Annotated in this window: 26 protein-coding genes and 4 tRNA genes; 14 read left to right on the top strand and 16 right to left on the bottom strand. The window is 73.8% G+C overall.

Annotated features, from left to right (window positions below; all coding sequences use genetic code 11):
- Positions 1-14 precede the first annotated feature (14 nt).
- The gene (locus tag BCL65_RS01960; protein ID WP_106264666.1) at positions 15-545 is read left to right on the top strand and encodes a MarR family winged helix-turn-helix transcriptional regulator; all 531 of its coding nucleotides are present in this window, start codon (positions 15-17) and stop codon (positions 543-545) included.
- On the opposite strand, the gene BCL65_RS01955 is transcribed toward BCL65_RS01960, so the two are convergent.
- From BCL65_RS01955 to BCL65_RS01945, 3 genes are all read right to left on the bottom strand, one after another.
- Entirely contained in the window at positions 514-1,236 is a 723-nt protein-coding gene (locus BCL65_RS01955) for a tyrosine-protein phosphatase (RefSeq protein ID WP_106264664.1), read from the bottom strand. The two genes, BCL65_RS01960 and BCL65_RS01955, sit on opposite strands and share 32 nt — an antisense overlap.
- Positions 1,237-1,307: 71 nt before the next feature.
- Entirely contained in the window at positions 1,308-1,712 is a 405-nt protein-coding gene (msrB, locus tag BCL65_RS01950; protein WP_106264663.1) for a peptide-methionine (R)-S-oxide reductase MsrB, read from the bottom strand.
- A 62-nt stretch (positions 1,713-1,774) separates the two neighbouring features.
- Positions 1,775-3,184, bottom strand: a complete 1,410-nt coding sequence (locus tag BCL65_RS01945) for a DEAD/DEAH box helicase (RefSeq protein ID WP_106264661.1) — start codon at positions 3,182-3,184, stop codon at positions 1,775-1,777.
- 168 nt (positions 3,185-3,352) lie between these two features.
- Here BCL65_RS01945 and BCL65_RS01940 point away from each other — a divergent pair, with 168 nt between their 5' ends.
- Positions 3,353-4,102, top strand: a complete 750-nt coding sequence (locus BCL65_RS01940; RefSeq protein ID WP_106264659.1) for a M50 family metallopeptidase — start codon at positions 3,353-3,355, stop codon at positions 4,100-4,102.
- 15 nt (positions 4,103-4,117) lie between these two features.
- Here the strand turns inward: BCL65_RS01940 and BCL65_RS01935 are convergent, their stop codons facing one another.
- Complete coding sequence (locus BCL65_RS01935; protein WP_207767668.1) at positions 4,118-4,933, bottom strand: DUF1206 domain-containing protein; 816 nt, start codon at positions 4,931-4,933, stop codon at positions 4,118-4,120.
- Between the two features lie 152 nt (positions 4,934-5,085).
- Between BCL65_RS01935 and BCL65_RS01930 the strand changes: the two genes are divergently transcribed.
- Genes BCL65_RS01930 through BCL65_RS01920 form a run of 3 tightly spaced genes read left to right on the top strand, consistent with a single transcriptional unit; the run spans position 5,086 to position 6,658 of the window.
- Positions 5,086-5,679 (top strand): sulfite oxidase-like oxidoreductase, encoded by a 594-nt coding sequence (locus tag BCL65_RS01930; protein WP_106264655.1) that lies wholly within the window; start codon positions 5,086-5,088, stop codon positions 5,677-5,679.
- Positions 5,676-6,386 carry a ferredoxin reductase gene (locus BCL65_RS01925; RefSeq protein ID WP_207767667.1) on the top strand — a complete coding sequence of 237 codons (711 nt, stop codon included), beginning with the start codon at positions 5,676-5,678 and terminating at the stop codon, positions 6,384-6,386. Before BCL65_RS01930 ends, BCL65_RS01925 begins: the two co-directional genes overlap by 4 nt.
- Entirely contained in the window at positions 6,386-6,658 is a 273-nt protein-coding gene (locus BCL65_RS01920) for a DUF6510 family protein (protein ID WP_106264653.1), read from the top strand. Before BCL65_RS01925 ends, BCL65_RS01920 begins: the two co-directional genes overlap by 1 nt.
- Before the next feature lie 60 nt (positions 6,659-6,718).
- Here the strand turns inward: BCL65_RS01920 and BCL65_RS01915 are convergent, their stop codons facing one another.
- Positions 6,719-7,006, bottom strand: coding sequence for an iron-sulfur cluster biosynthesis family protein (locus tag BCL65_RS01915; RefSeq protein WP_106264651.1), 288 nt, complete (start codon positions 7,004-7,006; stop codon positions 6,719-6,721).
- 250 nt (positions 7,007-7,256) lie between these two features.
- Here BCL65_RS01915 and BCL65_RS01910 point away from each other — a divergent pair.
- Together BCL65_RS01910 and BCL65_RS01905 are read left to right on the top strand one after the other, a co-directional pair.
- Positions 7,257-7,329, top strand: a tRNA-Lys gene (locus tag BCL65_RS01910).
- Between the two features lie 95 nt (positions 7,330-7,424).
- Positions 7,425-8,207: a glycerophosphodiester phosphodiesterase gene (locus BCL65_RS01905; protein ID WP_165799937.1), complete on the top strand. Its 783-nt coding sequence runs from the start codon at positions 7,425-7,427 to the stop codon at positions 8,205-8,207.
- A 27-nt stretch (positions 8,208-8,234) separates the two neighbouring features.
- Here BCL65_RS01905 and BCL65_RS01900 read toward each other — a convergent pair whose 3' ends face one another.
- Positions 8,235-9,935 (bottom strand): mechanosensitive ion channel family protein, encoded by a 1,701-nt coding sequence (locus BCL65_RS01900; protein ID WP_106264647.1) that lies wholly within the window; start codon positions 9,933-9,935, stop codon positions 8,235-8,237.
- A gap of 59 nt (positions 9,936-9,994) precedes the next feature.
- Positions 9,995-10,576 carry an antibiotic biosynthesis monooxygenase gene (locus tag BCL65_RS01895; protein ID WP_106265154.1) on the bottom strand — a complete coding sequence of 194 codons (582 nt, stop codon included), beginning with the start codon at positions 10,574-10,576 and terminating at the stop codon, positions 9,995-9,997.
- Between the two features lie 253 nt (positions 10,577-10,829).
- Here BCL65_RS01895 and BCL65_RS01890 point away from each other — a divergent pair, with 253 nt between their 5' ends.
- Positions 10,830-12,065 carry a M15 family metallopeptidase gene (locus BCL65_RS01890; protein WP_106264645.1) on the top strand — a complete coding sequence of 412 codons (1,236 nt, stop codon included), beginning with the start codon at positions 10,830-10,832 and terminating at the stop codon, positions 12,063-12,065.
- Between the two features lie 28 nt (positions 12,066-12,093).
- Here the strand turns inward: BCL65_RS01890 and BCL65_RS01885 are convergent, their stop codons facing one another.
- Positions 12,094-12,456: a metallopeptidase family protein gene (locus BCL65_RS01885; RefSeq protein ID WP_106264643.1), complete on the bottom strand. Its 363-nt coding sequence runs from the start codon at positions 12,454-12,456 to the stop codon at positions 12,094-12,096.
- A gap of 70 nt (positions 12,457-12,526) precedes the next feature.
- Between BCL65_RS01885 and BCL65_RS01880 the strand changes: the two genes are divergently transcribed.
- The 5 genes from BCL65_RS01880 (at position 12,527) to BCL65_RS01860 (ending at position 13,929) form a co-directional block, all read left to right on the top strand.
- Positions 12,527-12,599: transfer RNA gene (locus BCL65_RS01880), tRNA-Glu, on the top strand.
- Between the two features lie 149 nt (positions 12,600-12,748).
- A tRNA-Asp gene (locus BCL65_RS01875) sits at positions 12,749-12,822 on the top strand.
- A gap of 56 nt (positions 12,823-12,878) precedes the next feature.
- Positions 12,879-12,954 (top strand) — tRNA-Phe (locus BCL65_RS01870).
- Positions 12,955-13,180: 226 nt separating this feature from the next.
- The gene (locus BCL65_RS01865; protein ID WP_106264641.1) at positions 13,181-13,597 is read left to right on the top strand and encodes a phage holin family protein; all 417 of its coding nucleotides are present in this window, start codon (positions 13,181-13,183) and stop codon (positions 13,595-13,597) included.
- Positions 13,594-13,929, top strand: a complete 336-nt coding sequence (locus tag BCL65_RS01860; RefSeq protein ID WP_165799936.1) for a DUF3618 domain-containing protein — start codon at positions 13,594-13,596, stop codon at positions 13,927-13,929. The genes BCL65_RS01865 and BCL65_RS01860 overlap by 4 nt, the downstream gene beginning before the upstream one ends.
- A 37-nt stretch (positions 13,930-13,966) precedes the next feature.
- On the opposite strand, the gene BCL65_RS01855 is transcribed toward BCL65_RS01860, so the two are convergent.
- Positions 13,967-14,221: a BldC family transcriptional regulator gene (locus BCL65_RS01855; RefSeq protein ID WP_106264639.1), complete on the bottom strand. Its 255-nt coding sequence runs from the start codon at positions 14,219-14,221 to the stop codon at positions 13,967-13,969.
- Positions 14,222-14,580: 359 nt separating this feature from the next.
- Between BCL65_RS01855 and BCL65_RS01850 the strand changes: the two genes are divergently transcribed.
- Positions 14,581-14,784: a DUF3073 domain-containing protein gene (locus BCL65_RS01850; protein WP_106264637.1), complete on the top strand. Its 204-nt coding sequence runs from the start codon at positions 14,581-14,583 to the stop codon at positions 14,782-14,784.
- 73 nt (positions 14,785-14,857) lie between these two features.
- Here the strand turns inward: BCL65_RS01850 and purM are convergent, their stop codons facing one another.
- The 7 genes from purM to BCL65_RS01815 form a co-directional block, all read right to left on the bottom strand.
- A complete protein-coding gene (gene purM / locus BCL65_RS01845) occupies positions 14,858-15,961 on the bottom strand; it encodes a phosphoribosylformylglycinamidine cyclo-ligase (protein WP_106264636.1) in 1,104 nt (367 codons plus the stop codon).
- 37 nt (positions 15,962-15,998) lie between these two features.
- Positions 15,999-17,546: an amidophosphoribosyltransferase gene (purF, locus tag BCL65_RS01840; RefSeq protein WP_106264634.1), complete on the bottom strand. Its 1,548-nt coding sequence runs from the start codon at positions 17,544-17,546 to the stop codon at positions 15,999-16,001.
- A 43-nt stretch (positions 17,547-17,589) separates the two neighbouring features.
- Complete coding sequence (locus BCL65_RS01835) at positions 17,590-17,946, bottom strand: histidine kinase (RefSeq protein ID WP_106264632.1); 357 nt, start codon at positions 17,944-17,946, stop codon at positions 17,590-17,592.
- Between the two features lie 35 nt (positions 17,947-17,981).
- Positions 17,982-20,822: an ExeM/NucH family extracellular endonuclease gene (locus BCL65_RS01830; protein ID WP_106264631.1), complete on the bottom strand. Its 2,841-nt coding sequence runs from the start codon at positions 20,820-20,822 to the stop codon at positions 17,982-17,984.
- Positions 20,823-20,974: 152 nt separating this feature from the next.
- Positions 20,975-21,646: a GAF and ANTAR domain-containing protein gene (locus BCL65_RS01825; protein WP_106264629.1), complete on the bottom strand. Its 672-nt coding sequence runs from the start codon at positions 21,644-21,646 to the stop codon at positions 20,975-20,977.
- Between the two features lie 134 nt (positions 21,647-21,780).
- On the bottom strand, positions 21,781-22,152 hold the full coding sequence (locus BCL65_RS01820) for a sterol carrier family protein (RefSeq protein ID WP_106264628.1): 372 nt from the start codon (positions 22,150-22,152) through the stop codon (positions 21,781-21,783).
- A gap of 65 nt (positions 22,153-22,217) precedes the next feature.
- On the bottom strand, positions 22,218-23,714 hold the full coding sequence (locus BCL65_RS01815; protein ID WP_106264626.1) for an RNB domain-containing ribonuclease: 1,497 nt from the start codon (positions 23,712-23,714) through the stop codon (positions 22,218-22,220).
- Between the last annotated feature and the right edge of the window lie 45 nt (positions 23,715-23,759).

Genomic DNA, 23,759 nt, shown 5'->3' with positions numbered 1-23,759 from the left:
TCCATGATGGGGCCATGCACGACGTCGACTCCGCAGCCACCGTCCCGGACCCGCAGGCCGATCCCTTCGGGTCGCTCGAGCGCGAGGTCCGTGTGCTCATCCGGCGCGCCCACTCCACCTCGGCGCAGATGGCACGGCTCGTCCATCCGGAGCTCGACGCGTCGGCCTACCCGCTGCTCGCGCACATCGCGATGCACCCGGGCACCCGGGGGTCGGACCTCGCGGCACACTTCGGCGTCGGCCGCGCCACGGTGTCACGTCAGCTCAGCCGGCTTTCCGAGCTCGGGCTCGTGCACCGCGAGACCGACCCCGAGGACACCCGCGGCCAGCGGATCACCCTGACCGACGACGGCGCGTCCCGCTTCCGACGCGCGCGCGACGCCCGCGTGGCCATGCTCGAGGGCGCCCTGTCGCAGTGGGAGAAGTCCGACGTCGCGGCTCTCGCCCGCCTGCTGAACCTCTACTCCACGGACGTCGTCACCTGGCTGGGCAGCCAGCAGGCGGCCACCATGCTCAGCGCAGCAGACGCGCGCGCAGCGCGCTGACCGTGCCCGGCTCGCCGCCGTGCGCGGCGAACCAGCCGGCCGCACCGTCGTCGTGGGCCGCCAGGGCGTCCAGGACCGCCTCCATCGCGTGCGCCGGCGCCGTGAGCAGCTCGGGCGGGAGCGTGGCGAGCACGTGCGCGTCACGCTCCGGCGTCCGGTGCGCGAGCCGGGCGCGGGCGATGATCCCCGGCATGTTCGGCTCGGTGCGGACGTAGTCCGTGACGATGTCCGCACGGTCGACGCCGACCAGGGAGAGCAGGATCGCCACCAGCACGCCGGTCCGGTCCTTGCCGGCGGTGCAGTGCACCAGCACGGGGGCGTCGTCCGCCGCGACGGCGCGCACACCGTCGACGAGGTACGCGGCGCCCGCCCCGTGGAGCAGCTCGACGTAGAACCGGCCCAGGTCGAACGGGGCGACGTCGCCCGCCCGGTCGGCCCGGGTGGCGCCGGTGAGGACGGGCAGGCTGACGACCCGGGCGACCTCCCGGAGCGGGTGCTCGCGGCCGCCCTCGCCGACGTCGCGCAGGTCGAGCACCGTGCGCGGCGGCCAGACGACGTCCTGCGGCCCGACGTCGCCGGGATGCGGCGCGTCGGAGCGCAGCAGCACGCCGCGCCGCAGCCGGTCGGACGCGGCGCCGACGTCGCGCAGGTTGACCAGGCGGTCCGGCACCACGGAGGTCTCGGCACTCATGGGGTCGACCGTAGCGGTCGCGGGTGCCCGGTGCCGTCAGCCGGATCAGCCGGTCACGCGGATCAGACGGATCAGTCGCCGGCGGGCTCGAACGTCAGGCTGACCGAGTTCATGCAGAAGCGGTCGCCCGTGGGGGTCTGCGGCGCGTCGTCGAACACGTGGCCCAGGTGGGAGCCGCAGCGGGCGCAGCGCACCTCGGTGCGCACCATGCCGAGCGAGCGGTCCTCGATCAGCTCGACCCGGTCACCGGCCAGGGGCGTGTAGAACGACGGCCAGCCGCAGTGCGAGTCGAACTTCGACTCGCTGCGGAACAGCTCGTTGCGACAGGCCCGACACCGGTAGACGCCCTCGCGCTTCTCGTCGAGGAGCTCACCCGTCCAGGCACGCTCCGTGCCCGCCTGGCGCAGCACCGTGAACTCCTGCGGCGACAGCTCGACGCGCCACTCGTCCTCGCTCTTCGCGACCTCGTACGTCATGCCCTGGTCAACAGACGACGGCCGGGCGGTGTTCCCGCCCGGCCGTCGTTCGTCCTGGAGTCTCAGCGACGCCCGCGGGCCCCGCCCTGCGCGGACCCCTGCGCGGTGCGGCCACCCGTCGCAGCGCCCTGGCCACCACGGCCCCGACGACGGCGGTTGCGGCCGCCGCCGGCACCCTGCGGGTTCGCGGCACCCGAGCGCGGCTGCCCACCGCCCGAGCGCTGCCCCTGCGGCTTCTTGCGGGCGGGCTGCTGCTGCTCGACCGGCGGAGCCGGCTTGACGTACGCCGCGACCTCGCCGACGAGCGCGGCCACCACGGGGTCGCCCGGGGCCACCTGCTGCGGGCGGGCCGTGATGCGGGCCTTGCGCGTCAGGTCGCGCACGTCGCCGCGCTCCTCGGGGAGCATCACGGTCACGACGTCGCCGACCGAGCCGGCGCGGGCGGTGCGGCCGGAACGGTGCAGGTACGCCTTGTGCTCGGCCGGCGGGTCCACGTGCACCACGAGCTCGACCTCGTCGACGTGGATGCCGCGCGCCGCGATGTCCGTGGCGACCATGACCTTGACGTCGCCGGAGGAGAACGCCGCGAGGTTGCGCTCACGGGCCCCCTGGCCGAGGTTGCCGTGCAGGTCGACCGCGGGCACGCCCGCCGCCGTGAGCTGCTTGGCGAGCTTCTTGGCCTGGTGCTTGGTGCGCATGAACAGCACGCGGCGGCCGGTGCCCTGGGCGAGCTGGTGCACGACCTGCTTCTTCGCCTCCTTGTCGGCCACGGCGAGGATGTGGTGGGTCATCTGCGGCGGCGGGGCCGCGGCGTCGTCCACCGAGTGGGTGACGGGGTCCTTGAGGTACCGCTTGACCAGCACGTCCACGCCGTTGTCGAGCGTGGCGGAGAACAGCAGGCGCTGACCCGTGCGGGGCGTGCGGTCCATGATCCGCTTGACGCCCGGCAGGAACCCGAGGTCGGCCATGTGGTCGGCCTCGTCGAGCACCGTGATCGAGACGTCGTCGAGCGTGAGGACCTTCTGGTTGAGCAGGTCCTCGAGCCGGCCCGGGCAGGCGATGACGATGTCGACACCCTGGTTGAGCGCCGTGACCTGGCGCGACTGCGCCACACCACCGAAGATCGTCGTCGTGCGCAGGCCGAGCGCCTGGGCGATCGGCTTCATCACGGCGTCGATCTGGTTGGCGAGCTCGCGGGTGGGGCACAGCACCAGGGCGCGGGGCGCGGAGGAACGCAGCCCGCGCCGGCCCGCGGCCTTGTTCTGCGCCGTCTCGCGGGCCAGGCGCGTCACGACCGGCAGGGAGAACGCCAGCGTCTTGCCGGAACCGGTGCGGCCGCGGCCGAGCACGTCGGTCCCGGCCAGCGTGTCCTGCAACGACGCGGCCTGGATGGGGAAGGGGGTGGTGATACCGGCGTCCGTCAGGTGCTTCACGACGGGGGTCGGCAGGCCGAAATCGGCAAAGGTAGTCACAGATGAGCCTCTCTGGGGACGTCGTACGACGTCCGGGTCGGGGTCCGCCGCACGCAATCCGGGGGGATCTCCACGACGTGGGGCGCGCGGGTTCGCACTGCCCTCTCACGACCATTGTCGCACGTCGACGCCGATCGGCCGCATCGGCACCCAGCGGGGCGTGGTGCAATGTGGCGCGTGGACGACTTCTTCGCGACCGTCGGTGACGTGCTCGGACAGATCTGGACGGCGGCCACCACGCCGGTAGACCCGCCCGACCAGACCGTCGTGCTCGCCGTGGCCCTGGTGGCGCTCGCCGTCGTCGTCGTCGGCCCGGTGTGGCGGGTGGCGCGGCACGTCGTCACCATCGCGCACGAGGGCGCGCACGCCGTCGTGGCCATGCTCACCGGACGCCGCCTCGACGGCATCCGGCTGCACTCGGACACCTCCGGCCTGACGGTCACGGCCGGGCGACCGCGCGGGCTCGGGATGGTCCTCACGGCGTTCGCCGGGTACGTCGGGCCGGGCCTGGTCGGACTCGGGGCGGCCTGGCTGCTCCGCGCGGGGTACGCCGTCGGCCTGCTGTGGCTCCTCGTGGCGCTGCTGGCGCTGCTGCTGCTCAAGATCCGCAACTGGTTCGGGCTGTGGTCGGTGCTCGTGAGCGGCGCCGCGCTGGTGGGCGTCTCCTGGTGGCTGGAGCCCGCGACGCAGTCCGCCGTCGCCTACGCCGTGACCTGGTTCCTCCTGCTGGGCGCGGTCCGGCCGGTCCTCGAGCTGCAGGCGCAGCGTGCCCGGGGCCGGGCACGCTCCTCCGACGCCGACCAGCTCGGGCGACTCACGGGCGTGCCCGGCATCCTCTGGGTGGTCGTCTTCGGGCTCGTCACGCTCGGCTGCCTGGTCCTCGGCGCCGGGTGGATCGTGGGACCCGTCGCCGCCTGACGGCAGGGACGCAGGTCAGAGCTTCGCGTACCGGGCCCGGGCGAAGGAGTAGACGCCGTACGCCGCGATGCCGACGCCGGTCACGACCAGCAGCACCGTGCCGAACGGCTGCTCCCGGATCGCCTGCAGCGCGTCGTCGAGCCCGCCGGCCTTTTCCGCGTCGTGCGTCGCGCCCGCCGCGACGAACAGCCCGCCCAGCACACCGAGCGCCACGCCCTTGGCGACGTAGCCGATCTGCCCGAGCCGCACCACGGCCGCGCCGACGGAGCCGCCGCCCGTGCCGCGCAGGTCCTCGAGGAACTTCTTGCGCCAGCCCTTGACCACGTGGAACACGCCGACGCCGACGATCACCAGACCGACCGCGACGACGAGCCAGCGGCCGGCCGGCGCCTGCATGAGCTTCGCGGTCAGGCTCTCCTGCTGGCCACCTCCCCCGCCGTCGCCCGTGGCGTAGCGCGCGGCCGAGAAGGCGAGGACGCCGTAGAGGACGCCCTTGCCGGCAGCCTTGACGCGGGCAGCCGCCTCCTTGGCGTCCTCCACGCCCGGGACACCCACGGCGGCCTCGGCGAGCTGCCACAGCGCGAGCGCGGCGAACCCGAGGGTCACCGCCCAGAGAGCGACCGTCCCGCCGGGGGCGCTCGCGAGCTGCTGGAACGCGCCCGACTCGTCCGCGCTGCCGGAGGAGGAGCCGAGCGCCAGCCGGACGGCCAGCCAGCCGATGAGCAGGTGCACCACCCCGGACGCCGCGTAGCCGCCGCGGGCCAGGGCGCGCAGCCCCGTGCTGTGCTGGGCGCGGCGAGCCGCTCCCTGGGCTTGTCCTCGTGCAGACACCAGTCACCTCCGTGGGCCGCGGATCTCGCGGCGTCGACGCCACCCTGTCGTAGATCCGTCGTGTACGCCATCATGAGCATCTCGCGCGCCGCCGGCCGCACCGCGCGAGACTGACGGAGGCACCACCCGGACCAGCACACCTGGAGACCGACATGGCCGTGTTCACCCGAGGGTTCGGTGGCCACCACCCCGAGGCAGACCGACCGCTGCCGCCGGGGCAGCACCTCACCGCGGACTTCCCGGTCCTCTCGGCGGGGCCGACGCCGAACGTCGACGCCGCGCGCTGGGAGCTGACCGTCCGCACGGAGTCGGGCGCGGAGCACCGCTGGGACTGGGCCGGGCTGCAGGCGATGCCGGCCGAGGACGTGACGGTGGACATCCACTGCGTCACCCGGTGGTCCAAGCACGACACGCGCTGGCGCGGTGTGCCGGTCGACGCCTTCTTCGAGGACGTGGAGACGGCCGCCGACTTCGTCGTGGCGCACTCGTACGGCGGCTACACGACCAACGTGCCGTTGGACGACCTGCTGGACGGGCGCGCCTGGGTGGCCTACGAGTACGAGGGCGACCCGCTCGAGCCGGTGCACGGCGGACCGGTGCGGCTGCTGGTCCCTCACCTGTACTTCTGGAAGTCCGCCAAGTGGCTGCGCGGACTGACGCTGCACGAGCACGACGAGCCGGGGTTCTGGGAGCAGAACGGCTACCACCTGTACGGCGACCCCTGGTCGGAGCAGCGGTACTCGTGAACACCTGGCACGTCGCGCAGGTCGTCGCCGTCGGCCGCCTCACGTCGACCGCCCGCACGCTGACCCTGGCGGTGCCGGGCTTCGCCGGCGCCGTCGCCGGGCAGCACGTCGACCTGCGGCTCACCGCCCCGGACGGCTACCAGGCGGTGCGGTCGTACTCCCTGGCGCGGGTCGGCCGGGACGAGGTGGTGGAGCTCGCCGTGGACCGCGTGGACGACGGCGAGGTCTCGACCTACCTGGTCGACGTCGCCGAGGTGGGCGACCGGATGGAGGTGCGGGGCCCGCTCGGCGGCTTCTTCGTGTGGCACCCGGACGACGTCGGCCCGGTGCAGCTGGTCGCGGGAGGCTCCGGCGTCGTGCCGCTGGCGGCGATGGTGCGGGCGCGCGCGACGTCGGGGTCGCCGGCCCCGTTCCGCCTGCTGTGCTCGGTCCGCTCCCCGGCCGACGCCTTCTGGGCCGACGAGCTGTCGGCGCCCGACGGCGTCGCGACGACGTGGGTGTACACCCGCGAAGCGCCGCCCGGCGTCACCCGTCCCGTGGGCCGGCTCTCGGCCGCGGACGTCGACGCGCACGTCATCCCGCCGGGCGAGCGCGCCCGGGTCTTCGTCTGCGGGCCCACGGGGTTCGTGGAGTCCGCCGCGGCGCTGCTGCTCGACGCGGGGCACGACCCGGCGCGGATCCGGACCGAACGCTTCGGAGGTACCTGATGACGCACGACGACGTGCTCGACGGCGATGTTCTCGACGGCAACGTGCTCGCCGGCCCGTTGGCCGGCGTCTGGGCGCTGGACGTCACGGTCGCGACCGGACGGTGCGCGGGATGCGGCGACGTCGCCGTCCTCGCGGGCGCCGTGGTGTTCGCCCACCCCATGGGCCGGGTCGCCCGCTGCCGCGCGTGCGGGCAGGTGCTGATGGTCGTGGTCGAACGCCCCGACGGGGTCCAGGTCGCGGCCCGCGGGCTGGCGTGGGTGCGGGGCTGAGACAGCGCGACGGCGGGCCGCACCCGAGGGGCGACCCGCCGTCGGACAGGCTGGGGAGGCTCAGGCCTGCTGGGGCGTGAGCACGAATCCCGGGCCCTCGGTGGAGGGCTCGGCGTCGAGCTGCAGCGACTCCAGGGCGCCGGCAGCCTCGGTGTCGACGAAGACCTTGGTCTCGCCGGAGTCGTCGACGACCGTGTCGTCGGGCTGGGGCGCCGGCACGAGCGCGAGCTCGAAGTTCCCGGGCTGCCCCGAGGACTGCGCGATCCGCAGCCCTCCCTCGTGGGGGACGCCGGCCTGCTGGGCCAGCGACTCGACGGCGGTGCGGGCGTTGTCCGTCACGGTGAGCACGATTGCTCCTCTCGTCGGGTACGCGACCTCTCCACCGAAGCAGTACCCGGGGCCGTCGCGCAACGCGGGGACGAAATCGTCACGCGATCTCTCGGAGGCCGAGACATCCCCTGCCGGTGCTCCGCGCCCGCCGTATGCTGCCCTCCGGGCCTGCCGAGAGGCCGGTCACACCGGAGTCGGCACGTGTCCCGCGGGGCGTGCCGCGCGCGTAGGCTGGCCCGCAGCCGCCGCTCGCCGACCGAGCGGCCGCGGGCCTCTAGCTCAACTGGCAGAGCAGCGGACTTTTAATCCGCGGGTTCCGGGTTCGATCCCCGGGGGGCCCACTCCCCCACGGGCCGGTCACTCACTGACCGTGCGCGACGACCCGGCGGGCAGTCGGCGCTGGCCCGACGGCGTCACGCGCGCCAGGATGGACCGGGTGACCACGCTCCTGCCCGCCGCACCGCACCCGACCGGACCCGTCGTCGTCGCGCACCGCGGCTACTGCGCCGTCGCCCCGCAGAACACGCTCGTCGCCTTCGAGGCGGCCTGGCGCGCCGGCGCGCCGGCCCTGGAGCTCGACGTGCGCCGCACGGCCGACGGCGTCCCCGTGGTGATCCACGACCCCGTCGTCGACCGGGTCACCGACGGCGTGGGTGCGGTGGACGAGCTGGACGCCGCCACGGTGCGTGGCCTCGACGCGGGCTCCCGGTTCTCGTCGGTCCACGCCGGGCAGCGGATCCCCACGTTCGCCGAGGCGGTGGACTTCCTCGCCGCGCGCCCCGGCATGGACCTGCTGTGCGAGTACAAGGGGCTGTGGACGCCGGCGGAGCTCGAGCCCACCGTGGCGGCCATCGACGCCGCCGGGCTCAGCGGCCGCACCGTGGTGCAGGGGTTCGACCGCCGCACCGTCGCGGCGCTGCGGCAGGCGGCGCCGCACCTCCCCCGGGGCTACCTCTGCGAGGCCGCCCCGGCGGACCTCCTTGAGGTGGCGGCAGAGCTCGGCGTGGTCACCGTGAACCCGGCGGTCGCCGCCGTGCTCGCCGACCCGGGCCTGGTCGCCACGGCGCACGCGGCCGGCGTCCGGGTCATGCCGTGGACCGCGAACGAGGCGAGCGAGTGGGAGGGCCTGGTCGCGGCCGGTGTCGACGCGATCATCACCGACCGGCCCGGCGAGCTGCGGGGCTGGCTCGCCGGACGCGCGGGAGCGGCGCTGCGCTGACGGGGCTGCGCTGACGGCGCTGCCGGGCTACTGCCCGCCGTCACCCCCGTCGCCCCCGTCGCCGCGACCGCCGCCCTCGCCGGGGCCGTCCGTCGGACCGCCGTCACCCGAGTCCAGGGCGACCCGTTCGCGGCCGGTGCCGCGCGACGTCCGCGGCTCGCCGTCGTCGTCGATCTCGATCTCGCCGGTCATCCGGCGCTCGGCCAGCGCCTCGCGCTCGGCGATGGCGTCCTCGCCCGGTCCCTCGAAGTTCTCCCGCCGCGCCTCGGCCTCCTCGCTGCCGCTGTAGAGGCCCGCGGGCTGCGAGGGCGGCATGATCGTGGTCTCGTCCACCCCGCGCTGGGGAGCCGGGACCTCGCCGAGCACGACCGTCGCGTCCTGGGCGGGCTCGACCGGCGGCACGCCGGACCGCATCCGCTGTCGGTGGAGCACGGAGGGGCGGCGAGGCCGGCTGGTGCCGGTCCGGCCGGGGACCACCACCGGTTCGCCGTCACGCCGGCCGACCCGAGGGGCCGGCGCGGAGGCGGCGGACGCGGCGCTCGACGGCGGCTCGACGGCGACCGGCAGCGGCTTGCGCTCCTCGTCGGCACCGGCGGGTCCGGCCGGTGCCTCCGCGTCCGCCGCGTCCCCGGCCCGTGCCCCCTCGGGCAGTGCCGTCGCGCCCTCGTAGCGGCGGCGGGGCAGGGCGTACGGAGCCTCCCGCTGGAGCCACTCCACGAGCCCCTCCCGCACGTGGCAGCGCAGGTCCCACAGCGTCCCGGCGTCGGCGGCGCTGACGAGCGCGCGGGCCTGGACCACGCCGCCGGTCGCGGCGGTGACCTGCAGGATGCCCATGCGGCGGTCCCAGAGCGGCGACGCCTCGAGCAGCCGTTCGAGCTCCGCACGCATCGCGGGCAGCGGGACGTTGTAGTCCACGTCGACCTCGACGGTGCCGAGGAGATCGGCGGCACGCCGGGTCCAGTTCTCGAACGGCGTGGTCGTGAAGTAGGTGCTGGGCAGGATGAGCCGGCGGTCGTCCCAGGCGTGCACGACCACGTAGGTGAGGGTGATCTCCTCGATCCGGCCGAACTCCCCGTCCAGGACGACGACGTCGTCGACGCGGATCGCGTCGGTGAAGGCGATCTGCATCCCGGCGAACGTGTTGGCGAGGCTCGACTGCGCGGCGATACCGGCGACCACGGAGAGCACACCCGCCGAGGCGAGGATGGAGGCGCCGGCCGCGCGCATCGCCGGGAACGTGAGCAGCACCGCCGCGATGGCGAGGATGACGATGATCGCCACGGTGACCCGGCGCAGGATCGAGATCTGGGTCTGGACCCGCCGCGCGTGCCGGTCGTCGCCCGAGTAGCTGACCCGAGCCAGGGTGCGGTCCTCGACGACGAACGCCATCGCGCCGACCAGCCACGCCCCCGCGACGATGGTGGCGATGAGCAGGCCGTGCTGGAGGAAGTCGAACCACGCCTCGTCCTCGTGCGCCGAGAGCCGGAACGCGACCCACACCGCGACGATCATCAGCAGCACACGCATGGGTTGGCGCAGCCGGGTGGCGAGGTCACGCAACAGGGGGCGACGGCTCGCGAACCTCCGGACCAGCACCGAGAGGAGGGTCACGACGACGTAGGCCGCGACCAGGGCGGCGGCCGCCCACGCCAGGGTGACGGTGAGGGACACGGTGGACTCGACCGTGCCGGGATCGATCGGGGAGTCGGAGTCGGAGTCCAGGAACATGGCTCCACACTAGGACGGGCACCTGGACGCCCGCTGCGCGTCGGCGGTGCGGTCCCCGCTCAGCGCTCGCGGGGCGGCCGGTGCAGCCACCCCTGCAGCCGGCCGGTCACCCACGGCAGGACCCAGAAGGACATGATCGGCGTGAGGACGAGCGTGGAGACGAGCACCTGGAGCACCAGGAACAGGTCCCGGAAGCCGGGGACCAGCCAGGCGACGAGCGCGGTGAAGGCCAGGTTGACGGGGAAGAAGCCCAGCCAGATCGCCACGGACTGCTTCCACCGGGGCGGTGCGTGCAGCAGCGGCGGGCCCGACGGCTCGTCCTGACGCACGGGCGGGTCGAACCAGCCCTCGATGCCGGTGCGCTTCGTGACGGCCTGCTCGGAGACGAGGTGCTCTCCGCGGGCGAGCCATGCCTGGCGCTCGGCGGAGCCCTCCCACGCCTCGAGCCGCTCGGCGTCGGCGAAGCGGTAGAGCATCACCCAGTCGGTCGACCCCTCGGCCACCCGGATCCACCCGGACCCGAGGAACCCGGGCCACCGGTTCGCCAGGTTCACGCCCGCCTGGACCCACGCGGTGACCTCCGGGACGCGTTCCGGGCTCACGACACGGTGGATCGACACGGTGACGGGTGCTGGGCTCATCCCTGCAGTGTTCGGCACGAGCACCGCGGTCGCGTCCCGGGGTGCGACGGCCGGGACCGCACGTCCCACCATCCGGACCTGTGTTGGCGCTCACACCGGCAATCGAGGGCGAGACGCGACATGTGTCCGGACTTCACCGGCGGTCCGCGAAGTCCCCGCGTGATGGCCCGCCAATCCTCGCGGCTCTCCCAGAGGGCGGTCACATCCGGCCGTCACGATGGACGGCGGCCCCGAGACCCGAGGAAACACACCCTTGAGCACACGTCGATTCACCCTGCCCCGGCTGCGTCAGACCCGCAACTCCGGCAGGCACCTCCAGCAGCGCACGCGCCGCACGACGGACAGCGCTCGTACCTACCGCACCGGCATCGCCGCGCTGACCGCCGTCCTGGCGCTCACGGCCGGTACCGCCACCGCCGTCGGCCCGCTGACCGGCGGCGCCGGCGAGAACAGCTCCACCCCCGCGGCCGAGTCCGCGCCGTCGACCGACCCCACCGCCGGGTCGCAGCCGAGCGCCGGCACCACCGCGAGCACCGCCACGGACGCCACCGAGGTCGCGGCCACCACCGCCCTCCAGCGCGCCGAGCACGTCATCACCGAGTCGACGTCCGTGTCGAGGAAGCAGCAGAAGAAGATCGCCGCGCAGGCCGACGAGGTCACCGAGATCCTCACGAGCCGCAGCGACGAGGCCGCGTCGCGGTCCGCCGAGCGCACACCCCTGCCGGCGCCGGCCCTGCGCGGCGAGGACACCGCCGAAGAGCCCCCGGCCGACGACGCACCCGCCACCGCGGAGCCGTCGGCGTCCTCGGCGCCGGCCGAGACGGAGCCGTCCGGCACCGAGGCCGAGCCCGAGCCCGAGGCGGAGCCGTCGGCCGAGCCCGAGGCCGCGGCAGGTGACGCCGAGGCGGCCGAGGCGGAGGCGGCGCTCACCGCGGCCACCGAGGAGCTGACCGTGCTGCTCGAGGACGCCGAGTCCACCGTGGAGGTCGACGCCGCGCCCCCGACGCCGGCAGAGATCCTGGCCAACCAGAAGGCCAAGGCCGACGAGGCGGCCGCCGAGCTCGCCAAGCAGGCCGGGTCGGTCGCCGCCTACGAGAACGGGCAGATCCCGACGGCCGCGATGTGCGAGCTCTCCTTCGCCCCCGGCGAGACCCTGCGCTGCGACGCGGGCGCGCAGCTCGAGCGCCTCGACCGGGCGTACAAGGCGAAGTTCGGCTCGCACCTGTCCATCACCGACTCCTACCGGTCGTACGCGTCGCAGGTCGCCACCAAGGCCGCCAAGGGCTACCTCGCCGCCGTCCCCGGCCACTCGAACCACGGGTGGGGCGTCGCGGTGGACCTCGGCGACGGCGTGGAGTCGTTCGGCACCGCGCAGTACGACTGGCTGCGCGAGAACGCCCCCGCCTTCGGCTGGGACAACCCGGGCTGGGCCCGGGCCGACGGCCGCAAGCCGGAGGCGTGGCACTGGGAGTACACGCCGCTCGACTGAGAGCGGCGGTCTGTCCCCGTCTGCGCGCTCAGCCCCAGCCGAGGGCGTGCAGCCGGTCGTCGTCGATCCCGAAGTGGTGCGCGATCTCGTGGACCACGGTGACGGCGACCTCCTCGGCGACGTCGTCCACGGACTCGCAGAACGCGAGCGTCGGGTTCCGGTAGATCGTGATCCGGTCCGGCAGCGAGCCCGCGGCCCACGACTCGCCGCGCTCCGTGAGCGGAACGCCCTCGTAGAGCCCGAGCAGCTCGGGGTCGTCGGCGGGCGCGTCGTCCTCCACCAGGACGACCACGTTGTCCATGAGCCTGGTCAGCTCGGCCGGTACCTGGTCCAGGCCCTCGGAGACTGCTGTCTCGAAGTCCTCGCGCGACATCTCCACCACGTCGCCCATCCTCTCCCACGGCAGCCCCGACGGCCGCAGGTTCACCCTGCGCGGCTCCCCCGGTATGCTGTCTCGGCCGGCCCCCATCGTCTAGCGGCCTAGGACCCCGCCCTTTCACGGCGGTAGCACGGGTTCGAATCCCGTTGGGGGTACTCGAGTGACGTGACCCCGGTCACCTCGGATGCCCCGTCACGGGGCATCGTGCCTGGTCAGGATTCGATTTTAGGATCCAGCCAAGCATGGGGTACGCTTTTCCTCGGCTCGAAAAGAGCCCCTGGATCGGACGTTCACGACCGATCTTGGCCCTGTAGCGCAGTTGGTTAGCGCGCCGCCCTGTCACGGCGGAGGTCGCGGGTTCAAGTCCCGTCAGGGTCGCGCATGTAGCGCCCGGTTCGTCGGTATCGGCGCCCCGGGCGTTCGTGTCACGGCTCGGCTCTGTAGCTCAGTTGGTAGAGCGTTCGACTGAAAATCGAAAGGTCACCGGATCGACGCCGGTCGGAGCCACCACCGAAGACCCCCGGGCAGCAGCCCGGGGGTCTTCGTCGTTCCCGGGTCGTTCCCGGGCTCCCGCACAGGCGGCGACACGCGCCCCACGATCCCGTCGTCCGGCCGCCGGCAGACGACCTCTTCGGCAGACCCGGGGCGACTCACCGGGGCTCTGGAATTGCCTGGACCAGTCAGGACGGGTTGAGTGGGACCACACGCACACACTCGTCGAGGATCGGAGCAGCCGATGACGGACTGGGACGACGGGCAGACACCACCGGCAGACCGGCCTCCCAGCATGGGCCGGCTCGTCGAACAGCTCTCGGAGCAGGCCACCCGCCTGGTCCGGGCCGAGATCGCCCTCGCCAAGGCGGAGCTGGGCGAAAAGGCCAAGCGCTCCGGCATCGGCGTCGGGCTCGTGTGCGCGGCACTCGTCATCGTCTTCTACGCGGTGGGGGTCCTGGTGTTCACCGCGATCGCGGGCCTCGACGTGGTCTGGCCGCTGTGGCTCTCGGCCCTCGTCATCGGTGTGGCGATGCTGCTGTTCGCCGCGCTGCTGGTGCTGGTGGCCGTCCGCCAGCTCAAGCAGGCCGCGCGCCGGCCGGAGACCATCGACCGCGTCAAGGACGACGTCACCGCGCTCAAGGAGGGGATCAAGGGATGAGCACGGAGCGAGCAGCCCAGACGGCGGCACCCGGGGACAACGGCACGGCGGCCATGAGCCGGGCGGAGCTGGAGGCCCAGGTGGTCGAGGCGCGGCGCGAGCTCGGCGACGCCCTCGACGAGCTGACGACCCGGCTGTCACCCTCCTACCAGGCGGCGCAGCTCGCGCACGGGACGAAGCAGGCCGCGGCCGACGTGGGCGGGCTGCTCACCGGCAACGGCCTCCCCGAGCACGACCCGTCCCGGTCGCGCAACGCCAAGATCCTCCTCGGCGTGGCCGCCGTCGGGGCGGCGACCGTCGCGATCATCCTCGTCCGCGCGGTCCGTCACTGATCCCCGGTGGTCGTCGGCCCGGTCACGGGCCGGCGACTCACCGCTGCCGGTCGTCCTTCCCGGGGTCTGCCGCCGCGGCGTTCGCCGCCGCCTCGGCCTCGGCCGCCTCGGAGGCGGCACCGAGCAGCGCCCGGACCTCCGACTCCTTGTAGCGCCGATGCCCGCCGAGCGTCCGGATGGACGAGAGCTTGCCGGCCTTGGCCCAACGAGTCACAGTCTTCGGATCGACACGAAAGAGGCTGGCGACCTCGGCGGGCGTCAACAGGACCTCGGAGTCACCGTGAAACGACATCCCCTGCACCTCCTGGCACGCGGCCGGTCCGGGCGGCGCCCTGAAGCTCCACGGCCGTGTCGTTCCATTGTGTGCAGAAAGCGGGATTGAGGCGACTTGAACCGAGCAGAGGCTTTGCGGTCGTGAGGTCCTGCTCGCCCCGTGGGTCCGGATCGCCGCGCTTCCCGACGTGACATGAGTCACGCCCCGGACGGTCCCCGACCTGACCAGGCGCAGACTGGTGAGGTTCTGGTGCCGCGCCGAGTGGAGGGAATGCCGTTCCAGCATGTACCGTTGGAACCTGAACAGACGAAATCTTCTCTCGGGGCCGCACGTCTGCGACGTTGCCGCCCCGCTCTTACGTTGAGGGGGTCGGAGCCATGGGCCGGGGCCGTCAGAAGGCTAAGCACACGAAGGTCGCTCGCGAGCTGAAGTACTACAGCCCCGAGACGAACTACCACGCTCTGGAGCAAGAGCTCAAGGCCGACCAGTCGACCGACGTCGTCACCGAGGACCGGTGGAACGACAGCGCGGACTCGGCGTACGACAACGGCTACGCCTCGTGGGACGACGACCGGCGCTGAGCCGCACCTCCGTCGCCAGCACGCGTCTCGACAGGGTCGGACGGCAACCGCCGTCCGACCCTTCGTGCGTCCGTCAGCGGTAGTCGCCGACGAGCCGGACCGCTCCCGCGTGCACGCCCTTCGTTCCCACCACCAAGTCCTCGGCCGGGGCCGCGGGGTCGTGCTCCGTCACCGTGCCCATCGTCCAGGCGTCCACACCGAGACGCCGCAGGTGCTCCAGAGCCGCGTCCACGCCGTCGGCCCCGACCACGGCGACCATGCCCACGCCGAGGTTCAGCGTGTTCTCCAGGTCGCGGCGCGGCACCCCGCCGAGCTCCCGCACCGTCCGGAAGACGGCCGGCACCTCCCAGGAGGAGCGGTCCACCGTGGCCACCACACCCTGCGGGAGCACGCGCGCGAGGTTCGCAGCGAGCCCTCCCCCGGTGACGTGGGTGAACGCGTGCACCTGGGCCGCCTCGTCGCGGGCCAGGGCCAGGCAGTCGCTCGCGTACACGCGCGTCGGTTCGAGCAGCTCCTCGCCCAGCGTCCGGCCGAACTCTTCCACGTGCCGGTCGAGCTCCCAGCCGGCGTGCTTGATCACGGCCCGCACGAGCGAGTAGCCGTTGGAGTGGATGCCGCTGGACGCCATGCCGACGAGCACGTCGCCGGCCCGGACCCGCTCCGGGCCGAGCACCGCGTCCGCCTCGACGATCCCGGTGGCCGCACCGGCGACGTCGTACTCGTCCGGTGCCAGCAGGCCGGGGTGCTCGGCCGTCTCGCCGCCCACCAGCGCCGTCCCGGCGACCTCGCACGCCTGCGCGATGCCACGCACGATGTCCGCCACCCGCTCGGGCACGACCTTGCCCGTGGCGATGTAGTCGGTCATGAACAGGGGCTCCGCACCGACCACGACGATGTCGTCGACGACCATGCCGACCAGGTCGAACCCGATCGTGTCGTGCTTGTCGAGCGCCTGCGCGATCGCGACCTTGGTGCCGACGCCGTCCGTGGACGTGGCGAGCAGCGGCTTGCGGTACCGCTGGAAGGCCGAGAGGTCGTAGAGCCCGGCGAACCCGCCCACGCCGCCGAGGACGGCCGGGCCGTGCGTCCGGCGGACCGCGTCCTTCATCAGCTCGACGGCCTTGTCGCCGGCCTCGGTGTCGACGCCGGCGGCGGCGTAGGTCAGTCCATCAGTCACGGGGCGAGGCTCCTGGGGTGTCGCGGGGCGGTGCGGGTCAGGGGTGGTCGAGCGCGGTCTGGCCGCCCACGCCGACGGAGAGCTGCGAGAGGCCGTCCTCCGGGGCGCCGAGGGGCAGCTCCGCCTGCTCCAGCTGGTACTTGCCGAGCTGGTGCTCCTCCGGGAGCTCGATCGGGTAGGTGCCGGTGAAGCAGGCGGCGCAGAGCTGCGACGCCGGCTGCTCGGTGGCCGCGATCATGCCCTCGGTCGAGATGTAGCCGAGGCTGTCCGCGCCGAGGGACTGGCCGATCTCCTCCGGGGTGAGGCCGTTGGCGATGAGCTCCGCCCGCGAGGCGAAGTCGATGCCGTAGAAGCACGGCCACTTGACCGGGGGCGACGAGATGCGCACGTGCACCTCCGCCACACCGGCCTCGCGGAGCATGCGGATCAGCGCGCGCTGCGTGTTGCCGCGGACGATCGAGTCGTCGACGACGACGAGCCGCTTGCCGCGGATCACCTCGCGCAGCGGGTTGAGCTTGAGCCGGATGCCGAGCTGGCGGAGCGTGTCGGACGGCTGGATGAACGTCCGCCCGACGTAGGCGTTCTTGGTGAGTCCCTGGCCGAACGGGATGCCGGACTCCTGGGCGTAGCCGACGGCCGCCGGGGTGCCCGACTCGGGCACCGGGATGACCAGGTCGGCGTCCACCGGGTGCTCCCGGGCCAGGACCCTGCCCATCTCGACGCGGGCGGCGTGCACCGGCCGGCCCTTGATCGAGGTGTCGGGCCGGGCCAGGTACACGTACTCGAAGACGCAGCCGGCGCGCTCGGGCGTGGCGAACCGCGTGGAACGCAACCCGTCGTCGTCGATGCTGATCAGCTCGCCCGGCTCGACCTCCCGGACGAACGACGCCCCGACGATGTCGAGCGCGGGCGTCTCCGAGGCGACCACCCAACCGCGCTGGGTGCGCCCGAGGACGAGGGGACGCACGCCCTGCGGGTCACGCGCCGCGTACAGGGTGTGCTCGTCCATGAACACCAGCGAGAAGGCGCCGCGCAGGCGGGGCAGCACCTCGAGCGCCGTCTGCTCGAGGGTGTGGTCCTCGTCGCCGACGAGCAGCGCGGTCACCAGCGCGGTGTCCGTGGTGTTGCCGCGCGCGAGCTCGCCGCGGCGCTGCGCGCCGTAGCGCTCCGCGACCAGGTCGACGAGCTCGGCCGAGTTCGTGAGGTTGCCGTTGTGACCGAGGGCGACCGTCCCGGACGCCGTGGCGCCGAGCGTGGGCTGGGCGTTCTCCCACGTCACGCCACCGGTCGTGGAGTAGCGGCAGTGTCCGACGGCGATGTGCCCGGTGAGAGCGTTCAGCGCCGTCTCGTCGAACACCTGGGAGACGAGTCCCATGTCCTTGTAGACGAGGATCTGCTCACCGTTGCTGGTGGCGATGCCGGCGGACTCCTGGCCGCGGTGCTGCAGGGCGTACAGGCCGAAGTACGCGAGCTTCGCGACCTCTTCGCCGGGGGCCCAGACGCCGAAGACACCGCAGGCGTCCTGCGGCCCCTTCTCGCCGGGCATGAGGTCGTGGTTCAGACGGCCGTCAGGGCGCAGGGGCATGCCCCGAGTATCCCACAGACGACGGCACGGGCCCGCGTCGCGCTCACCTGCGGCGCAGGCTCCGGCGGTCCGCCAGCGCCGCGAGACCGCCCGCGAGCAGCACAAAGAAGGTCGTGGTGCCCAGCACCACCACCGAGACGAAGACACCCGGCTTGAGGAGCAGCGCACCCTCGTCCCCGGCGACGTCGGTCAGCCACATGCCGAGGACCACGCCGACCACCACGCCGACGACGGCCCCCACCGTGAAGAAGCCTCGGTAGCGGGGCGCCCGCCGCACCCGGGCCGGGTCGACGAGCAGGTGGTCGTCCGGCGCAGGCTGCTCGGCCGACTCCTCGGCCGGCTGCTCGACGGGCTGCTCGGCCGGCTGCGCGGGAGAGGGCTCGGGGCTGGTGCTGCTCACCCCTCGAGCCTATCTCCCGCGCAGGAGAGCGCCGATCAGTCGAGCAGCTCCCACGGGCCGTGGCGCTGGCCGGGCTCCTGGTTCCGCGTCCACCAGCGGGCCCGCCACCGCTCGCCGTCGTGCACCACGGTCTCGCCGCCCACGTACACCTGCGAGGACGTCCAGGCGGGGAAGGTGCCGGCCTCGGTCTCGACGGGCGTGCCGATCTCCGCCCAGGCGCCCCAGGGGCTCGCTCCCGGCGTCTGGCCGCGGGTCCACCACAGCGCCTCGAAGACCCGGCCGTCGTGGCTCACCCGGTCCCCGGCGGTGTAGACGACGTCGCTCTCCCAGGCGGGGGCGTCGGGCTCGCCGGAGCCGTCCGCCGGGAGGTCCAGCCCGACGAGCACCGGGTCGTGGTCGGACGACCGGAACGGCGTCTCGTCGTACAGGTCGGTCACGTTGTAGTCGTACCGGCTGTACTCGTTCGCGACGGGCTCGTCGGCGTTGATGTCCCAGACGTCGACGCCGGTCACCGCGTCGAGCGCCGCCGGCGAGGCGAGCACGTGGTCGAGGGAGCCGACCTGACCGCCGAACAGGTAGGTGTACTCGCCCGTCGTCGGGCCCAGGTCGGTGTACCCGGCGTCGGTCAGGACGACGATCGGGTCCTCCTGCTCGTACGCGTTGAAGTCGCCGGCCAGCAGGACCCGCTCGGTACCGGCCTCGGCCGCGACCTCGTCGGCGAAGTCGACCAGCGCGGTCGCCTGACGCACCCGGGACTCGTTCGACGCGCCCTGGCCGTCGCCGGTGTCGGCGTCCCCGGGCCACGGCCCGGCCGACCCCTTGGACTTGAAGTGGTTCGTGACGACCAGCACGTCGTCGCCCGCCTCACCGGACGCTCCGTCAACGGGCTGGAACACCTGCGCCAGCGGCTCGCGGGCGTTGCCGAACGCCTCGGACCCGAGGAGGATCCGCGAGTCGCCGACCGGCTCGGCCGCCGCCGGGCGGTAGATGAACGCGTTGCGGATGACGTCCTCGTCCGCCGGCACCTGCGCAGGTGACGGCACGTACGCCCAGGTGCCGGTCCCCTGCGCCGCGTTCAGGGCGTCGACCAGGTCCGCGAGGGCCTGGTCGCGGTCCTTGCCGAACGGCGCGGAGTTCTCGATCTCCTCCAGCGCGACCACGTCGGCGTCGAGCGCGCCGATCGCGGCGACGATCTTGGTCTCCTGGCGCTCCAGGTTCTCGGCGTCGGCGGCGCCGCGGGCGAGGCACCCGGTGCGGACGCTGATCGGGTCGCCGTCACGGTCGGTGTAGTACTGGCACCCGTCGAGCTGGTCACCGGTAGTGGTGAAGTAGTTGAGCACGTTGAAGGTGCCGACCGTCAGGTTGCCCCCGACGTCCTCGGGAGACGCCTCCCGGGTGTCGGCGAACGTGGCCGGCTGCACGCCGTCGGCGTTCTCACCCGTGAGCTGCTCGAGCGGCTGGAACGACCAGGCGCTGTACCGGTAGTCGAGGACGACCGGTCCGGTGAAGGTGACGGACGCGCCGACGCGCAGCGGGTCGGTGCCGTTGAGCCACGGCAGCGGCGTGCCCGAGCGGGAGGAGCTCGTGTAGTCCCACGTGGCGCCGTCGTCGAGCTGGACGGCGCGGGCCGTGTTGTCGGCGGCCTGCGCGGCCGCCTCCGGCGAGCCGGGACGGCCGACGCTGGTGGGCTGCACCGACGGGGTGTCGCCCGCGGCGAGGCCGACGGTGCCGTAGCGGTTGGTGGAGTAGTTGTCGGTCACGGTGAAGTCGCCCCGGGGCTCCAGCAGCATGCCCTCGAGCGCCTCGCGCTCGGCCTCGGCGGCGGGCCAGGTGGTGGTGGTCGGCTTCACGGCGACGGCCGGCTCGTCCAGGACAGTCCAGGCCGACGGCGTCGCCTGCGTCAGGCCGTAGAACTCGCCGACGACGCCGGTCACCTCGAGGTGGTCGCCGACCTCGACCTCCCGGGCCGCGGCGGCGGAGTAGACGAAGAGCGCGTCGGACGCGCCCGGGGTGGCGTCGTCGGCCGGGGCGCCGCCGGTCCCCGCGGTCTGCAGGTAGAGGCCGTCGAAACCGCCGGTGGGGTAGACGGCGGTCACCACGCCGCGCGTCGTGACGACCTGCCCGTCGAGCGGCGAGGCGTCCCCCGTCCCCTGGATCTCGGCGATGGTGGCGGCCTGTGGGTCAGGGTCGTCGGTCGGCGTGGGGTCCGGGTCCGGGTCGGTCGCCGTGCCGCTGTTGGCCGGCGTCGGCGTCCCCGCCACGAAGTCCACGGCGTTGTCGACGGTGTGGCTGTGCCCGACCCGCGCGACCGACGTCGCGTTGCTCGTGCCCGGGGCCGCACCGGACCCGAGGTAGGTGTTCGCCGAGCCCCAGCCGACCAGGTCGACGAGGTCCGCGACGTCGGCGCACGCCGCACCGGTGCAGTCGAGCCGGTCCGTGGAGGAGACCAGCGCCACCTCCGCGCCGGAGCCGGACAGGAAGATCGACCCCTCGGCGTCGGGCGTCGGGAGGTCCGGCAGGTCGGTGTCGTTGCCGCGCGACTGCCCGACGAGGAACGACCCGCCCGCGGGGATCTCGCCCGACAGGTCGGTCTGCCCCGACCAGGTGGTGCCGCCCGCCGAGCCGTACTGGACCGACCAGCCGTCCAGGGAGACGGGCTCGTCACCCGGGTTGTAGAGCTCCACGAAGTCCTGGTCGTAGACGGCGCCGCTGTTGCCGCCACCCCCGTAGACCTCGTCGACGAGGACGACGGCGTCCGACGACGGCACGGCCGCGGCAGGCAGGGCGGGCAGCGCGGCGGCCGGGAGCAGCAGCGCGGCGACCGCCGCCGTGCCTGCGGTCCGGGGACGTCGTGGGGTCGGTGACGGATGAGTCACTCTGGTCCTCCTCGATCAGGGTCGACAGGGCGGGCTCAGCCAAGCAGGCCGGTGTGAACCCCGGTTGAACCCCGGGTCACGGGCGTGCTGCGGGCAGGAGGCCGGTGCCCGCGACGCTATCGCCACCCACCGACGGCGGCACCCCGGACTGCTCAGCCGCCGAGGGGGTCCTGCTGATCGCCCGCGTCGACGTCGACGAGCGCGCGGAGGATGGTCTCGGCGACCTCGCGCCGATCCACGCTGCGGTGCTTCGAGGCGGACTCGAGGATGTGCCGCGCCTGGTCCTCGCTGCACCCGTTGGTCTGCATGATGGCGCCCACGGCACGCTCGGCGACCAGCGCGTCGCCCATGTTCCGGTACAGGCCGGCCGCGGCGTCCTCGATCTCGGCGAGCTGCAGGCGCACCCGAACCATCGAGGCGATGAGCTGGGCGTAGCCGTCCGCGGCGGTCAGCACCTCCGGCGTCCACGGGTCCGGGGAACGCGAGTAGAGGTTGAGGGCGACCGCGAGGTCCTCGCGCACCAGCGCGGGGACCGCGAGCGCCGACACGTAGCCCTCGGCGAGCGCCTGCTCGCGCCAGCGCTCCCAGCCGGTCGAGTCCGCGATGCTCGGCACGACGCGGACGGACCGTTTGTCCATCGCGTCGACGCACGGGCCGGCGTTCGCTGCCGTCTCGGCCTGGTCGCACCGGGCAGAGGCCGGGGAGCTGCTCCCGGCGCGCAACGACAGCTGGTGGTCGCGCACGATCACGCTCGCCTCGATGTCCAGGCCCAGGACGGTGGCAGCCCGGCGTGCGAACTCCTCCGGGTACGAGGAGATGCTCATCCTCAGTGCTCCTTCCGCGGCGGGCGGCCGGCACCCTCACGACGTCCGGCCCGCCCGGCACCGGCGTCGCTCCCCCGGGAACACCGTAGGCACAGGAGCCCGGGACCCGCACCACCCGGCGGCAGGTCGTCCGCTCAGCGCGGGCGGGCTGCCTGCAGCGGGAGCAGGGCCGCGAGGTCGGCCCGCTCCCCGGACGCGTGCACGCGACCCGACGCGACGGCCTCGGCCCACGTCTCGCGACCGGTCGCGAGCGCCAACCAGGTCTGCACGTCGGTCTCCACGACGTTCGGCGGGGTGCCTCGCGTGTGCCGCGGCCCCTCGACGGCCTGGACGGCGCCGGCCGGCGGCACCCGCACCTCGACGGCGTTGCCGGGCGCGACGTCGGCCAGCTCCTCGAGGGTGAACCGGACCGCCGTCGTCGTGCTCCGGCGGTCCGCCGTCCCGGTGAGCCACTCGGCCACCGCCGCCCGGCCTGCTGCCGGGTCCGTCCGTCGTCGTGCAGTCATGGGGACAGGCTATGTCGGTGCCGGCGCGGAGATGTGCCTCCTGCGCGACCTCTACCGGGCGGGGTTCACGGCAGGGTGAAGAGCACGCGCCGCTCGGCCACGGAGGCCTCCGCCAGCGTCACGCGCACGCGCTCCCCCAGCGGCAGCTCCACGCCGTCCGTCCCGACGACGGCGGCGCGCACCGCCGGGTCGCGGAGCATGACCTGCCCCCGGGGCCGCCGGGACCGGCCGTGCTCGTCCACGGCGCCGCCGTCGGTGTCGACGACCACCCCGTCGAACTGCCGGCCGACGCGCGAGCCCAGCAGCACCGCCTCGACGATGTCGATGCACGCCCGCTCGAAGGTGTTCGCCCGGCGTGCGGCGGTCTGCATGGTGGCCGGCAGGGTCGGCAGCGCGGCCAGCGCCCACTCGGGCGCGTCCCGCCCGGCGGACTGCGCGAGGCAGATCTCGGTGCCGTACCGGTCGACCAGCCGCCGCAGCGGGGCCGTGACGTGGGCGTACTCCGCCCCGATGGCGGCGTGCCGGGCGTCCGCCGGGAGCGGGACCCGCGGGCCGCCGTCGGGCCCCGGCACCCCGAACGCGAGGTAGCCCGCACCGCGGAAGAGGGTCGTGGCCTCGTTGAGGAAGGCGGCGTGGGACGACCGCCGCGACTCGAGGCGCGGCAACAGCTCGGCGTACGGGGTCTGCTCGGGCCAGTCGATGCCAAGGGCGGCTGCCGTGCGCCGCAACCGGGCGACGTCGCCCGCTTCGGCCGGTGGCAGCGTGCGGAGGATGCCCACGCCCGCCTCGCGCATGAGCCGAGCCGCCGCGATGCCGGTCAGCAACGAGATCTGGGCGTTCCACTCCTCGATCGGCAGCGTGCGGCGCAGCTCCAGGTCGTAGGCGCCGTCCGCGCGCCGCACCACCTCCTGCTCGGGCACCGCCAGCGAGACCCCGCCGCGGTCCTGCTCCCGTGCGTGCCGCAGCCGCCCGACGTCGGCCAGGAGCGTCAGGGACTCCGGCGCGGACCCGGCGTCGAGCGCGGTCTGCGCCTCGCCGTAGGTGAGCCGTGCCCGCGACCGCACGACGGCGCGGGTGACGGTGGTGCTCGAGATCTCGCCGGAGGAGTCGACGGCGATGGTCCACAGGACGGCCGGCCGGTCCTCGTCGGGCAGGAGGCTCGCCGCGCCCTCCGACAGCACGGCCGGGTGCAGCGGCGTGCGCGAGTCCGGGCCGTAGAACGTCAGGCCGCGGCGGTGCACCTCGGCGTCCAGGGCGCCCCCGGGGGACACGAACGCCGCGACGTCGGCGATGGCGTAGCGCACGATGTACCCGTGGCCGGAGGACGCGACGTGGACCGCCTGGTCGAGGTCCAGCGAGCCCGGCGGGTCGATCGTCACGAAGTCGATGTCCCGGCGGTCCTGGCGGAAGTCCTTCAGGTCCCCGCGCGCCGCACGCTCCGCCTCCGCCCGGGCGTCGGTGGGGTACATGGCGGGCACGCCGATCTCGGCACGCAGCGCGGCGAGCGCGGACACGACGTCGTCGGGGCTGACGGGCGCGAGTCGCAGGTCACGGGTGGGCACGCCACGACCGTAGTTCTGCCCGTGCGCCGCCGCGCGCGGAGCGAG

Origin of the sequence: Isoptericola halotolerans (genome assembly GCF_003003075.1) — a bacterium.
GTDB lineage: Bacteria > Actinomycetota > Actinomycetes > Actinomycetales > Cellulomonadaceae > Isoptericola > Isoptericola halotolerans_A.
This window is presented reverse-complemented; position numbering and strand designations above follow the sequence as displayed.